The sequence below is a fragment of the Pseudomonas aphyarum genome, assembly GCF_028657055.1.
Classification (GTDB): domain Bacteria; phylum Pseudomonadota; class Gammaproteobacteria; order Pseudomonadales; family Pseudomonadaceae; genus Aquipseudomonas; species Aquipseudomonas aphyarum.
Map to the genome: position 1 here is coordinate 341,452 of NZ_JAMDGS010000010.1, position 13,848 is coordinate 355,299.

Below are 13,848 nucleotides of genomic sequence, written 5' to 3' on the forward strand. Positions count from 1 at the left end.
CCGCCATGACTCTTCAACAATCCCGCCGGCTGCAAAGCCTGCTGCTCGGCACGCTAGCCTGGGCCATCGCGATCATCATTTTCTTCCCGATCTTCTGGATGGTGCTGACCAGCTTCAAGACCGAAATCGACGCCTTCGCCACACCGCCGCAGTTCATCTTCACGCCGACGCTGGAGAACTATCTGCACATCAACGAGCGCAGCGACTACTTCAGTTTCGCCTGGAACTCAGTGGTGATTTCCTTCAGCGCCACGGCTCTGTGCCTGCTGATCGCGGTGCCGGCGGCTTACTCAATGGCGTTCTACGAAACCCAGCGCACCAAAGGCACGCTGCTGTGGATGCTCTCCACCAAAATGCTGCCGCCGGTGGGTGTGCTGATGCCGATCTACCTGCTGGCCAAGAGTTTCGGCCTGCTCGACACGCGCATTGCGCTGATCGTGATTTACACGCTGATCAACCTGCCGATCGTGGTCTGGATGGTTTACACCTACTTCAAGGACATCCCCAAAGACATCCTCGAAGCCGCCCGCCTCGACGGCGCCACCCTCGCCCAGGAAATGCTCCGCGTGCTGCTGCCAATCGCCAAGGGCGGCCTGGCGTCGACCGTGCTGCTGTCGCTGATCCTGTGCTGGAACGAGGCGTTCTGGTCGCTGAACCTGACCTCGTCCAAAGCCGCGCCACTGACCGCGTTGATCGCCTCCTACTCAAGCCCCGAAGGATTGTTCTGGGCCAAGTTGTCGGCCGTCTCGACCCTGGCCTGCGCACCGATCCTGATCTTTGGCTGGATCAGCCAGAAACAACTGGTGCGCGGCCTGTCGTTCGGCGCCGTCAAATAAGAATTCGCATGAGGAGCGCCACCATGGCCAACCTGAAAATCAAGAATCTGCAAAAAGGCTTCGAAGGTTTTTCCATCATCAAGGGTATCGACCTTGAGGTGAACGACAAGGAATTCGTTGTGTTCGTCGGCCCGTCGGGCTGCGGCAAATCCACCCTGCTGCGACTGATCGCCGGCCTTGAAGAAGTCAGCGGCGGCACCATCGAACTGGACGGGCGCGACATCACCGAAGTCAGCCCGGCGAAGCGCGATCTGGCGATGGTGTTCCAGACCTACGCGCTGTACCCGCACATGACCGTGAAGAAAAACATGTCCTTCGCCCTCGACCTCGCCGGCGTTCCGAAAGCTGAAGTCGAGAAGAAAGTCGGCGAAGCGGCGCGCATCCTCGAACTGGGCCCGATGCTCGAACGCAAGCCGAAGCAACTGTCCGGCGGCCAGCGTCAGCGCGTGGCCATCGGCCGGGCGATCGTGCGCAACCCGAAAATCTTCCTGTTCGACGAGCCGTTGTCCAACCTCGACGCCGCCCTGCGGGTGCAGATGCGCCTGGAGCTGCTGCGCCTGCACAAGGACCTCAAGGCGACGATGATTTACGTGACCCACGATCAGGTCGAAGCCATGACCATGGCCGACAAGGTTGTGGTGCTCAATGGCGGCAAGATCGAACAGGTCGGCTCGCCACTGGAGCTGTATCACAACCCCGCCAACCTGTTCGTCGCCGGTTTCCTCGGCACGCCGAAAATGGGTTTCCTCAAGGGCCAGATCACGCGAGTCGATGGCGCGAGCTGTGAAGTTTCGCTGGACGCCGGCACCCGCATCACCCTGCCGTTCAACGCGTCGAACCTGAGCGTCGGCAGCGCCGTGACCCTGGGCATTCGCCCGGAACATCTGGAGCTGGCACAAGCGGGCGATTGCACCCTGCAAGTCACCGCTGACGTCAGCGAACGGCTGGGCAGCGACACCTTCTGCCACGTCAAGACCAACGCCGGCGAAGCCCTGACCATGCGCGTGCGCGGTGATCTGGCGAGCCGTTACGGCGAACAACTGAACCTGCACCTGGACGCTGCCCACTGCCATCTGTTCGATGCCGACGGCGTGGCACTGACCCGCCCGATGCGCGCGGCCGCCTGATTTCGAGACTGACCCGATGAAACTGAACAAGCAAAACCTCAACCGCCTGGCCGCCGAAGTGAAGCTGCCGGCCTACAGCCTCAGCGACACCCGCCAGGGCATTGCCCACATTGGCGTCGGCGGCTTCCATCGCGCGCATCAGGCGTATTACACCGATGCGCTGATGAACACCGGCGAAGCGCTGGACTGGGCCATCTGCGGCGTCGGCCTGCGCGGCGAAGACCGCCGCGCCCGGGACGACCTCAAGGAGCAGGACTACCTGTTCACCCTGTTCGAACTCGGCGATAGCGACGACACCGAAGTCCGCGTCATCGGTGCGATCCGCGACATGCTGCTGGCCGAGGACAGCGCCCAGGTGCTGATCGACAAACTTACCGACCCGCAGATCCGCATCGTCTCGCTGACCATCACCGAGGGCGGTTATTGCATCGATGACAGCAACGGCGAGTTCATGGCGCACCTGCCGCAGATTCAGCACGACCTGACGTACCCGCAACAGCCGAAAACCGTGTTCGGTTTCCTCTGTGCGGCACTGGCCCGACGGCGTGCGGCGGGCATTCCGGCGTTCACCGTGATGTCCTGCGATAACCTGCCGCACAACGGCGCCGTCACCCGCAAGGCACTGCTGGCCTTTACCGCGCTGCTGGATCCGGACTTGCGCGACTGGATCGACGCCAACGTCAGTTTCCCCAACGCCATGGTCGACCGCATCACGCCGATGACCAGCACCGCGCATCGCCTGCAACTGGCGGACAAACACGCCGTCGACGACGCCTGGCCGGTGGTCTGCGAGCCGTTCGTGCAATGGGTGCTGGAGGACAAGTTCGTCAACGGCCGCCCGGCCTGGGAAAAGGTCGGCGTGCAGTTCACCGACGATGTTTCGCCCTACGAAGAGATGAAGATCAAACTGCTCAACGGCAGTCATCTGGCCCTGACTTATCTGGGCTTTTTGAAGGGTTACCGCTTCGTTCACGAGACCATGAACGACCCGCTGTTCGTGCGCTACATGCGCGCCTACATGGACCTGGACGTGACCCCGCAACTGGCGCCAGTGCCGGGGATCGACCTGACCGAGTACAAGGACACGCTGGTGGCGCGGTTTTCCAATCAGGCGATTGCCGATCAGCTGGAGCGGGTTTGCTCGGATGGGTCGTCGAAGTTTCCCAAGTTCACCATTCCGACGATCAATCGGTTGATTGCCGATGGGCAGGAGACCAAACGGGCAGCATTGGTGGTGGCGGCCTGGGCGCTTTACTTGAAGGGCGTGGATGAGAATGGCGACACTTATTCGATTCCGGATCCTCGGGCGGCATTCTGTCAGGCGTTGGTGGCGGAGGATGCGCTGATTACTGAGCGGTTGTTGGGGGTTGAAGAAATCTTCGGTACGGCGATACCGCGTTCGCCTGAGTTTGTGGCGGCGTTTGAGTGGTGCCTGAACAACTTGCGAGAGGAAGGCGTCACTCGGACTCTGGAACGGGTTCTCGCCTGAAAAGCCCCCCTCACCCTAGCCCTCTCCCGGAGGGAGAGGGAACTGACCGAGGCGCTCTTTTGAGGTACATCGACCTGAGAATCCGGAGTCGAACTCAGGAATTGAAAGGCCCCACGATCTGCTCCCTTTCCCCCTCTCCCCTCTGGGGAGAGGGCTGGGGTGAGGGGTGGCTTTAGATGTCGCCAAAAAACCTACAGGCTCACACCATGAACAACCAACAACTCTTCCTCGGCATCGACTGCGGCACCCAAGGCACCAAAGCCATCATCCTCGACGCCACCAGCGGTCAGGTGTTGGGCCAGGGCGCCGCCGCCCACACGATGATCAGCGGCGCCAACGGTCGTCGCGAGCAAGACACCGCGCAATGGCTGGAAGCCTTCGCCCTCGCCACACGCCGCGCTTTATTGGCGGCAAATGTCGACGGCCAGTCGATCCAAGGCATCGGTGTTTCCGGCCAGCAACACGGCCTGGTGCTGCTCGACGATCAAGGCCGGGCCCTGCGCCCGGCCAAGCTCTGGTGCGACACTGAAACCACACCTGAAAACGACCGCCTGCTGACTCACCTGGGCGGTGAACAAGGCTCGCTGGAGCGCCTCGGCGTGGTCATCGCGCCGGGCTACACCGTCTCCAAACTGCTGTGGACCAAGGACCAGCATCCGGATGTATTCTCGCGCATCGCACGAATCCTGCTACCCCACGACTACCTGAATTTCTGGCTCACCGGCCGTGCTTGCAGCGAATACGGTGACGCATCCGGCACAGGCTATTTCAACGTGCGCACCCGCCAATGGGATTTGCAGCTGCTGCGCGACATCGACGCCAGTGGCCGCCTGCAATCCGCGCTGCCAGAGCTGATCGACGCCCATCAAACGGTTGGCACGATCCTGCCGGCGGTTGCCGACCAGTTGGGCATCAACCCCAACGCAGTGGTATCCAGCGGTGGCGGCGACAACATGATGGGCGCCATCGGCACCGGCAATATTCAACCGGGCGCGATCACCATGAGCCTCGGTTCTTCCGGCACGGTGTACGCCTACGCGGAGGCGCCGAAGGTCAGCCCGGACGCGTCGGTCGCGACCTTCTGTTCGTCCAGCGGTGGCTGGTTGCCGTTGATCTGCACCATGAACCTGACCAACGCCACCGGCGCGATCCGCGAATTGTTCGACCTCGATCTCGACGCCTTCAACGCCTTGGTGGCCCAAGCCCCGATCGGCGCCGAGGGCGTGAGCATGTTGCCGTTCCTCAACGGCGAACGCGTGCCACCCCTGCCCCACGCCAGCGGCAGCCTGCATGGCCTGACGATCGATAACCTGACGCAAGCCAATCTGTGCCGCGCCGCCGTCGAAGGCACGACCTTCGGCCTGCGTTATGGACTGGATCTGCTACGCCAGAATGGTTTACAAAGCCGCAGCATTTGCCTGATCGGCGGCGGTTCGAAAAGCGCGGTGTGGCGGCAGATCGTCGCCGACATCATGAACACCCCGGTGATCTGCACCGAGCAGAGCGAAGCCGCTGCGCTGGGCGCGGCGATTCAGGCGGCGTGGTGCAAGTCGTGGTCGAACGGCCACGAAGACACCCTTGCCGACCTGTGCCAGCGCTGCGTGAAGCTCGACCTGAACAGTGAAACCCTGCCGGTTGCCGCGAATGTCGCGGCGTTCCAGCAGGCCTATGAACGCTATCGACTGCATGTCGCAACCTTATAAAGAGCAAACAACTATGTACCTGGTGTGTGGCGAAGCGCTGTTCGATTTCTTCAGCGAAGACGATGCCGGCGGGCAGGCATCGAAAGTCAATTTCAAGGCGATTGCCGGTGGCTCGCCGTTCAACGTGGCGGTGGGTTTGCGCCGTCTGGGCGTGGATTCGGCGCTGTTCGGCGGGTTGTCCACCGACTACCTCGGCCGGCGCTTGCAGCAAGTGCTGCAGGATGAAGGCGTAAGCCCGGATTACCTGGTGGATTTCGCTGCGCCGACCACCCTGGCGATGGTCGCGGTGGGCGCCAATGGCTCGCCGCATTACAGCTTCCGTGGCGAAGGTTGCGCCGACCGCCAGTTGAGTCTGGCGCACCTGCCAACGTTGGGCCCTGAAGTGCGTGGTTTGCACTTCGGTTCCTTCTCGCTGGTGGTTCAACCGATTGCCGATACCTTGCTTGCTCTGGTGCAGCGTGAAAGCGGCAAACGCCTGATCAGCCTCGACCCGAACGTGCGCCTCAACCCCGAGCCGAACATCGACCTGTGGCGCGAACGAATCGCTACGCTGGTGCCACTGGCGGACCTGATCAAGGTCAGCGACGAAGACTTGAGCCTGCTGTATCCCGAGCAGGACCCGGCGCGCGTGATCGAAGGCTGGTTGCAGCATCGTTGCCAGGTGGTGTTCCTGACCCGTGGCGGTGAAGGCGCGACCGTATTCAGCCGCGCTCACGGTTCATGGTCGGTGCCGGCAAGCTCGGTGAAGATCGCCGATACCGTCGGCGCCGGCGATACCTTCCAGGCCGCGCTGATCACCTGGCTGACCGAGCATGAGCTGGATTCGGTGGAAGGCGTGCAGCGCCTGAGCCGCGAACAGATCGACGGCATGCTCGGGTTTGCCGTACAGGCCGCCGCCCTTACATGCAGTAAAACAGGTCCGGATTTGCCTTATCGCCACCAGTTGACCTGACCGCGTAGACTGGCGCCCTTTTTTGCACGACGGGATGACGGCTTTTGAATTCGGGGCGCACGGTTGGTCTGTTGGTATTGGCGGCACTGTTGACCGGTTGCGGAACATCGCCGCCGCGTTCACCGGAAAACCTCTGCGAGATTTTCCGCGAAAAAAGTGATTGGTACGACGCGGCGCAAGTCACGCAAAAGCGTTGGGGCGTACCGATCCAGGTGCCGTTCGCGATCATGTATCAGGAGTCCGGCTACCGCTACGACGCCAAGACGCCGCGCAAATACCTGTTGTGGGTGATCCCGTGGGGCCGGGTTTCGACGGCATCGGGTTATGCGCAGGCCAAGGATGAAGTCTGGTCCGACTACCAGAAAAGCACCGGCCGATATGGCGCCGATCGCGAAGACTTCGACGACGCCATCGACTTCGTTGGCTGGTACATGGACAAGACCACCTCGATCAACGGCGTGTACAAGTACGACGCCTACAACCAGTACCTCAACTACCACGAAGGCTGGGGCGGTTTTCGCCAGAAGACCTACGCCAGCAAGGCGTGGCTGCCGCCGGTGGCGCGCAAGGTGCAGAACCGCTCGGACATGTACGGTCAGCAATACGCGGCGTGCAAGGATGATCTGAATCGCGGGTTCTGGAGCCGGTTCTGGCATTGGCTATAAATGCCAGGATCTCAGTGACATTGAGATCGCCATCGCGGGCAAGCCCGCTCCCACAGGGATCTGCGGTGGCCACGATTTCGTGAGCACCAAGGAAACCTGTGGGAGCTGGCTTGCCAGCGATGGCGTCAGCTCAGACACCCCCAACCTAAGGGTTACAACACCGAAAAGTTGTAACTCACGATCAACCGGGTCTCATCCACGTCCCGGGCGAACTTCTCGTAGTTGGTGCGGTAAGTCGCATTACGCAACCGCAGGCTGACGTCCTTGAACGTGCCGGTCTGAATCACGTATTTCAACTCGCTGTCGCGTTCCCACTCTTTGCCTTCCTGATCGCTGCCCGGCACCTTGATGTGATCGCCGTTCACGTAACGGGTCAGGAAACTCAGGCCGTTGATGCCGATCGCCTTGAAGTCATAGTCATAACGCAGCTGCCAGGAACGTTCCTGCGCGGCGGCGAAATCGTTGACCTGCACGTAGTTCACCAGGTACGGGTTGCTGCCATCCAGATACGGCATCGAATTGTCGCCGTTCATGCGCTGCCAGCCTGCGCTGAAGGTATGACCGCTGATGCCGTAGGACAGCATGCCGCTCAAGGCGCGGTTGTCGATGGAACCGGCTTTCGCATCACCGCTGTCGGCGCTTTTCAGCAACCGCAGATCGGCTTTCAACACGCCGTCACCCAGTGGCTGATTGGCCAGCAGACCCACGAAGTGCTGGCGATAGATGTCTTCCAGCTCGGCGTAGTGGTACTGCGCGGTCAGGCGATCGTTGATCTTGTAGTCGAAGCCGTACATGTCGAAATGATCGGCGGTGGTGTTGCAGGCATAGCGCTTGTTCTTGCAGTGCACGCGGATGTCCTGCGAATCGGTCGAATCCCGGGCGGTGTACTTGTCCAGACGCGCGGCCATGAAGGTCAGGTCCTTCACCTCCTTGGAGGTCAGCATCGCGCCGTTAAACATGGTCGGCAGCAGGCGGCCGTCGTTGTACTTGAGCAACGGCAGATCCGGCAGCAGCGCGCCGTATTTCAGCACCGTGTCCGAGACTTTGACCTTGGCGGTCAGGCCCATTTTTGCGTACTGACCTTTCGAGCCGCGCGGGTTGTCGCCGCTGGACGGCAACAGGCCGCTGTTGCTGCGATCCGGGCTGGAATCGAGCTGGAAGCCCGCCATGCCCAGTGCATCGATACCAAAACCGACGGTGCCTTCGGTGTAGCCCGATTGCAGATTGAGAATGAAGCCCTGCGCCGACTCTTCGCGCTTGGACGCGCCCTGATCACTGGAGGTGTGCCCGTCACGGAAATCGCGGTTGAAGTACACCGTGCGCGACTCGATCTTCGCCGTGGTGTCTTCGAAAAAACCGCTGGCCTGGACCTGCGCGGTAAAACCGGCGCACAGCACAAAGGCTCCGAAGCCAAGCGACTGGCGCGGGGTGATGAGGGGAAATGGGGGACGCATTGAAAACTCCAACAGAACAACGATTGCGCAGAGGCGCAAACAACCAGAAATAGCTCCCGTCCCAGGTCAATAAAGAACCGGGAGGCAGTGAACACGCGGGGTGAGCGGCAATGATGGCAGATGGCTTTGACGTGCTACAGGCGACTTTAGTCTGAAACTGACTGATTGTTCCCGGTTGCCGGATGCGGCGTTCGCGGCAGATCGGTCCATCCGCAAGTGCCGGTTTTACTGGGCAAAACCGTGGATCTAAGGGTTTTCCCTATACCGTCAGGCCTGTGCGTCTACGGCATTTGCGCCTTGAACGAGGCCGTTTAATCCTGCACCATCCGCCCACGCTAATCCAAAGGACGGAAAACAAGGCATGCTGGACGCCAACGCTACCCACATTACCCTCACGCTCGAAGGCGCCTCCGCCGACCTGCAAGTCCTCAGCTTCACCGGTCGCGAAGCCCTCAACGAGCCGTTCCGTTTCGACATCGAACTGGTCAGCGCCCGCCCCGACCTCAAACTTGAAGAACTTCTGCACAAGCCCGGCTGCCTGACCTTCGGCGCCACCGGCGAGGGCAAGATTCATGGTCTTGTGTACCGCATCGAGCAAGGCGATTCCGGCAAGACCCTGACCCGTTACAGCATCAGTCTGGTGCCGCAACTGGCCTACCTGCGGCACAACCATGACCAGCAGATCTTTCAGCAACTGACGGTGCCGAAGATCATTGCTCAGGTACTGGAAGATCGCGGCATTCTGGCCAACGCCTACAGCTTCCAGCTCAGCGCCGAGTACCCGGAACGCGACTACTGCGTGCAGTACGACGAATCCGACCTGCATTTCATCCAGCGCCTGTGCGAAGAAGAAGGCATTCACTTCCACTTCCAGCACAGCAGCAGCGGCCACAAGCTGGTGTTCGGCGACGACCAGACCGTGTTCCGCAAACTGAAACCGGTCAACTACCAGCAAGACTCCGGCATGACCGCCGACAAACCAGTGATCAAGCGCTTCAACCTGCGTCTGGAAACCCGCACCAGCCGCGTCAGCCGCCGCGACTACGATTTCGAGAAACCGAAGATTCTGCCCGAAGGCGCGGCCAAATCCGCGTTCATGCCGGATCTGGAAGACTACGATTACCCCGGCCGTTTCACCACGCGCGAACGCGGTAAGTTCCTGTCGACCCGCGCGCTGGAACGCCATCGCAGTGACTACAAACTCGCCGAGGGCAAAGGTGACGAGCCGACCCTGACGACCGGCCATTTCATGACCCTGGCCGAACACCCGCGCGCCGAATGGAATGATATGTGGCTGCTGCTGGAAATCTTCCACGAAGGCAAGCAGCCGCAAGTGCTGGGCGAAAACGTCACCAGCGACGTCACCGACAACAAGAGCGATTTCCACCAGGGCTACCGCAACAGCTTCGTGGCCACCCCGTGGGACGCCCACTTCCGCCCTGCCCTCGAACATCCGAAACCGAAAATCCTCGGCAGCCAGACCGCCATCGTCACTGGCCCCGGCGGCGAAGAAATCCACTGCGACCAATACGGTCGCGTGAAGGTGCAATTCCACTGGGACCGCGAAGGCCAGGCAGACGACAAGACCACCTGCTGGCTGCGCGTCGCCAGCGGCTGGGCCGGCGCGGCCTACGGCGGCATCGCCATTCCACGGATCGGCATGGAAGTGCTGGTGACCTTCCTTGAAGGTGACCCCGACCAGCCGTTGGTGACCGGTTGCCTGTACCACAAGGAAAACGTCGTTCCTTACGACCTGCCTGCGAACAAGACCCGCAGCACCTTCAAGACCCTGAGTTCACCGGGCGGCAAGGGCTACAACGAGTTCCGCATCGAAGACAAGAAAGGCGTCGAGCAGATCTACATCCACGCCCAGCGCGACTGGGACGAGAACATCGAGCACGATCAGAAGATCCGCGTCGGCAATGAACGGCATGACACCGTTGAAGCCAATGTTTTAAGTGAATTCAAGGTCGAGGAACACCGCATCACCCACCTGGACCGCAAGAGCGAAATGCGCGCCAACGATCACCTGACCGTGGGCGTGACCCAGCATGTGAAAGTCGGCACCGGGCAGTTCGTTGAGGCTGGTACGGAGATTCACTACCACGCCGGTGACAAGGTGGTGATCGAAGGCGGCATGGAACTGACGGCCAAGGCTGGCGGCAGTTTCGTCAAGGTTGATGCCGGTGGTGTGACCATCAGCGGTGCCGAGGTGAAGGCCAACACCGGCGGTGCGCCAGGCGCTGGCACCGGGATCGCGATTCTGCCGCCCGTCATTCCGACACCGGCCGCCAACGACAAGCCTGGCACCGTCGTTTCGCCGAAACAGGTTGTGAAGTCGGCTTGATGCGCAACGCAGTCATCGCGGCTGGACTCATCGCATCAAGCCTTCATGTCATTGCCGCTCAGCCACCGTTCACGACGGTGGCTGAGTGTGATCTGGCAGGCCCCGACAGCAGACTGTCCTTGCTGCGGGGCCATCCCCTCTCCGACTCTCACGTTTACAAAATCAGTCAGAAACACGAAACCAGATTCTTGTATGCGGATGCCGACGCGTCTAATGGCAGCCGTGTCGATTGGCAGTGCGTTTCTATAGGCAACGACGTGAATGTCTTGCTGATTACCGGCGAGTTCAGCTCCAACTACCAACAAGGTATCTTGTTCTTTCGAGATACAAGCGACAGACGGATACACCGTGTGGAGTTTGCCGAAAGGAACCGTCCTAGCTGGGTATTCAGCGGCTCGAAAAGCCCTCGAGTGATATTCGAGAACGTCGGACATGAAAGCGTCCACAAGTACCTGATTTACGGTCCTTCGGATGCTTACCTCGAAACGGATGAGCTGCCCGTTCCTGCAACCGGCGAATCGCTGATTGAGCTGAAACCTTACCCGTAGTCGCTGAGGTTTTTTCTTCAACAGGGGACCATCGCGTCCCCCGTTGAACGCTGGTGAAACGTCAGACCGGTGCGGTCCAGTTCAACATTTTCTGCTGCGCAACCTGCAGCAAATCACTGCCATCCTGCGTCAGCAGATACAGCGCATGGGTGATGTGGGGAATGTCCTGGACATCGGCGTGTTTGAAGCACAGGCAGTGCAGGGTTTCGAGCAGGTCGCTGGCGGCGCGGATGCGTTGTACGGCGGCTTCGAAGAGGTCTTTCGGGTTGGCTTGGGTGTCGATGACCAGCGGTGCGCTGTCGGTGACGCCGCTGTTGAGCGGGAGATAGCGAGCGGAGCTTGGTTTCAGGATTGGCATTGTCATTACTCGATAGGCTTCAATGACCCGCCGACACCGTGACCAAACGATGGGAGGCGGACTGTATGCAAGGCTTGGTCAACTGAGAAACCCGATCAGCTCGCCCGAAGGCGCCCCTGCACACAGCCGCCACAGCAATGTACTCCGAAGACGTGAGTGTCCGCGGCGCGAATCATGGCACAGATGTGTCGAGTTTTTCAGGTGACCAAACCTAAGCCGCTGATTTTGCAGCGACGCCAAACCATAACCGCCCCGCTCCAGCCCCCGAAAGCAGACAAGGCATCCACCCTTGTAGGAATCCGCCGAGACTCCCCCACGAAACAATCCCCGCTCAGACAGCCGGCGTTCAGCCCGGTTAACCATCGCTTAACGCCGCGGTCAAAAACTCTACTGAACCGCACACCCTCAGCCCCTGGCTGACGCCGAGTGCGGCAGGTTTGGCTTGCAACATGCCGAACTCAATTTCCGTCGCACCGGAGTCCATCATGAACATTCGTCCGTTCCTGCTCACCACCGCCCTCGCCTGCACCGCGTTTGCGGGGCTGGCCCAGGCCAATGACACGTCCGCCAACACCAAGGCTGTGCCCTACGAATATGGCATGCCGCTGCACGTCAGCAAAGTGATCTCGATGACCGAACCGCAGACGCAACAATGCAAGGTCATTACCGCCGACATGAAGTACCTCGACAACGCCGGCAAACCCGAGGAAATCAGTTACCGGAAAATGTCTGACGCCTGCAACTTCCAGAACTGACAGAAAGCTCTGATTTGCGGCTTTGCGGTAGGCGAGTACGGGTCTCGAAGGGTATGCTCGGGGCCCTCCTCACTGCCGCAAGGATTCGCCATGCAGTTGTCGTTTCGCACGCTCTCGACCATCACCTTCTGCCTGTGTTTTCTGCTTTCTCTTGCATGGGGTCTGGCGCCACAGGTGTTGCTGGCGATCTGGAGCATTGAGTATTCAGAGGCAGCTGGATTCGTCGCACGGCGCAGCGCGGTGCTGTTTGCAGCATTGGGGGTAATGTTTTATCTGGTGCGCAACGCGCCGGTGTCGATCGCGCGCAATGCACTGAGCAACGGCTTTATCGTCGGCTGTTTTGGCCTGGCGGTGCTGGGGTTTGCTGAATGGCTCAACGGCCACGCCGGCCCCGGGATTCTGCTCGCGGTGCTGGTCGAGTTCGCGCTGGGCCTTGGCTTCTTGCAGGCCCGGCGCGTGACGGTCGAACTGGGTGAAACAGTCGGTTAGACGACTCGGGATCGCGGCACTGAATGAGTTGCTGCGTGTTGCGCAAGATCCGAGCGCAGCCCGGCGATCAGGCCGTTGATTTCGCGACAGCTGTTCAAGTGACTGGCATCGATGCCACTCACCAGCAGCTCAACCTGATCGGTCTGGTGATCGCCATACACCTTGACGGTCATCGACAGATCCGGGGACAGCGTGCACTGGCAGCGTTTCGGTAGAAAGCTGCTTTCTATGATGTTGCGGAGTTCCAAGGCAGACAGAAACATGGCGAAACCTCTCCTTACTGTGAGACTGCCAATCAAGTATTCACGTTGACCGTTGCCACGACTTCCCACGGGTGTATCCCCGCTGAATCCCTGGGTGTGACAAGCGGCTGTACTGCGAAATGCCCATTGGAGTGTAGGCGCCCAAACTCGGTGCGCCGCACCAAATGAACGCATAAAACGTGCCTTTCATCGGGTCGCTTTCACCTCCTTGCAAATCAATGGCTTGGCAAAAAGGCAGGCCACTGGCCAGTTGCAAAATGCAAGATTCGATCGTGCAGACACTGCAATTTGCACGCGGCTGGTGGTTTGCATTCATCGGCCATGGCAGTGAGAATGCCCGTCAACCAACGTACACCCGCCAGGAGGCTTCAATGGGAAATTTCACTGTTTACGCGACGGCCGGCCTAATGCTCGCCAGCCTGTCCACCCTCACCCACGCCGCCAAACTCGAAGACACCGCACCTTATCCGAAGGCCGAAGCGGGCTTCACGCGCCAGGTCATCCATCTGCCTCAACAAGCCCAGGAAGAAAACTTCAAAGTCGAAATCCTCGCCGGCAAGACCCTTGAAGTCGACTGCAATCGCCAGCGCCTGGGCGGCACCCTCGAAGAGAAAAACCTCGAAGGCTGGGGCTATCCGTTCTACCGCCTGGAGAAAGTCAGCGGCCCGATGAGCACGCTGATGGCCTGCCCACCCGGCACTCAGAAAAAACGCGCGTTCGTACCGGTGATCGGCGAAGGCTTCACCGTGCGCTACAACAGCAAGCTGCCGATCGTGATTTACGCACCGCAGGACGTCGAAGTGCGCTTCCGCATCTGGTCGGCCTCGGACAAGATTGGCGTGGCCATTCCCGAATAATCTCA

General features: G+C 60.3%; 15 protein-coding genes. 11 read left to right on the forward strand and 4 right to left on the reverse strand.

The window, feature by feature from the left end:
- The first annotated feature begins 5 nt into the window (after nucleotides 1–5).
- From M5G18_RS15545 to M5G18_RS15570, 6 genes are all read left to right on the forward strand, one after another.
- Complete coding sequence (locus tag M5G18_RS15545; protein ID WP_007957423.1) at nucleotides 6–836, forward strand: carbohydrate ABC transporter permease; 831 nt, start codon at nucleotides 6–8, stop codon at nucleotides 834–836.
- A 23-nt stretch (nucleotides 837–859) separates the two neighbouring features.
- Nucleotides 860–1,963, forward strand: a complete 1,104-nt coding sequence (locus tag M5G18_RS15550; RefSeq protein ID WP_273899424.1) for an ABC transporter ATP-binding protein — start codon at nucleotides 860–862, stop codon at nucleotides 1,961–1,963.
- 16 nt (nucleotides 1,964–1,979) lie between these two features.
- Nucleotides 1,980–3,452: a mannitol dehydrogenase family protein gene (locus M5G18_RS15555; RefSeq protein WP_273899423.1), complete on the forward strand. Its 1,473-nt coding sequence runs from the start codon at nucleotides 1,980–1,982 to the stop codon at nucleotides 3,450–3,452.
- Between the two features lie 206 nt (nucleotides 3,453–3,658).
- Nucleotides 3,659–5,155 (forward strand): xylulokinase, encoded by a 1,497-nt coding sequence (gene xylB / locus M5G18_RS15560; protein WP_273899422.1) that lies wholly within the window; start codon nucleotides 3,659–3,661, stop codon nucleotides 5,153–5,155.
- Between the two features lie 13 nt (nucleotides 5,156–5,168).
- Nucleotides 5,169–6,107 (forward strand): carbohydrate kinase family protein, encoded by a 939-nt coding sequence (locus tag M5G18_RS15565; protein ID WP_273899419.1) that lies wholly within the window; start codon nucleotides 5,169–5,171, stop codon nucleotides 6,105–6,107.
- Between the two features lie 44 nt (nucleotides 6,108–6,151).
- A complete protein-coding gene (locus M5G18_RS15570; RefSeq protein WP_039768240.1) occupies nucleotides 6,152–6,772 on the forward strand; it encodes a transglycosylase SLT domain-containing protein in 621 nt (206 codons plus the stop codon).
- A gap of 152 nt (nucleotides 6,773–6,924) precedes the next feature.
- Here M5G18_RS15570 and M5G18_RS15575 read toward each other — a convergent pair whose 3' ends face one another.
- Nucleotides 6,925–8,226 carry an OprD family porin gene (locus M5G18_RS15575; protein ID WP_064381736.1) on the reverse strand — a complete coding sequence of 434 codons (1,302 nt, stop codon included), beginning with the start codon at nucleotides 8,224–8,226 and terminating at the stop codon, nucleotides 6,925–6,927.
- Nucleotides 8,227–8,587: 361 nt separating this feature from the next.
- On the opposite strand from M5G18_RS15575, the gene M5G18_RS15580 reads away from it, so the two are divergent.
- The gene (locus tag M5G18_RS15580) at nucleotides 8,588–10,573 is read left to right on the forward strand and encodes a type VI secretion system Vgr family protein (RefSeq protein ID WP_273926141.1); all 1,986 of its coding nucleotides are present in this window, start codon (nucleotides 8,588–8,590) and stop codon (nucleotides 10,571–10,573) included.
- Nucleotides 10,573–11,121, forward strand: coding sequence for a hypothetical protein (locus M5G18_RS15585; protein WP_273900242.1), 549 nt, complete (start codon nucleotides 10,573–10,575; stop codon nucleotides 11,119–11,121). The genes M5G18_RS15580 and M5G18_RS15585 overlap by 1 nt, the downstream gene beginning before the upstream one ends.
- 61 nt (nucleotides 11,122–11,182) lie before the next feature.
- On the opposite strand, the gene M5G18_RS15590 is transcribed toward M5G18_RS15585, so the two are convergent.
- Together M5G18_RS15590 and M5G18_RS15595 are read right to left on the reverse strand one after the other, a co-directional pair.
- A complete protein-coding gene (locus M5G18_RS15590) occupies nucleotides 11,183–11,479 on the reverse strand; it encodes a hypothetical protein (protein WP_085745757.1) in 297 nt (98 codons plus the stop codon).
- A 355-nt stretch (nucleotides 11,480–11,834) separates the two neighbouring features.
- Nucleotides 11,835–11,972 (reverse strand): hypothetical protein, encoded by a 138-nt coding sequence (locus tag M5G18_RS15595; RefSeq protein ID WP_273900241.1) that lies wholly within the window; start codon nucleotides 11,970–11,972, stop codon nucleotides 11,835–11,837.
- Here M5G18_RS15595 and M5G18_RS15600 point away from each other — a divergent pair.
- Together M5G18_RS15600 and M5G18_RS15605 are read left to right on the forward strand one after the other, a co-directional pair.
- Nucleotides 11,965–12,234 (forward strand): DUF2790 domain-containing protein, encoded by a 270-nt coding sequence (locus tag M5G18_RS15600; protein WP_273900240.1) that lies wholly within the window; start codon nucleotides 11,965–11,967, stop codon nucleotides 12,232–12,234. The genes M5G18_RS15595 and M5G18_RS15600 overlap by 8 nt on opposite strands.
- A 90-nt stretch (nucleotides 12,235–12,324) precedes the next feature.
- Nucleotides 12,325–12,723, forward strand: coding sequence for a hypothetical protein (locus tag M5G18_RS15605; protein WP_236192918.1), 399 nt, complete (start codon nucleotides 12,325–12,327; stop codon nucleotides 12,721–12,723).
- Here the strand turns inward: M5G18_RS15605 and M5G18_RS15610 are convergent.
- On the reverse strand, nucleotides 12,720–12,986 hold the full coding sequence (locus M5G18_RS15610) for a DUF1652 domain-containing protein (RefSeq protein ID WP_273900238.1): 267 nt from the start codon (nucleotides 12,984–12,986) through the stop codon (nucleotides 12,720–12,722). The two genes, M5G18_RS15605 and M5G18_RS15610, sit on opposite strands and share 4 nt — an antisense overlap.
- A 371-nt stretch (nucleotides 12,987–13,357) precedes the next feature.
- On the opposite strand from M5G18_RS15610, the gene eco reads away from it, so the two are divergent.
- On the forward strand, nucleotides 13,358–13,843 hold the full coding sequence (eco, locus tag M5G18_RS15615) for a serine protease inhibitor ecotin (protein ID WP_273900237.1): 486 nt from the start codon (nucleotides 13,358–13,360) through the stop codon (nucleotides 13,841–13,843).
- The last annotated feature ends 5 nt before the right edge of the window (nucleotides 13,844–13,848 follow it).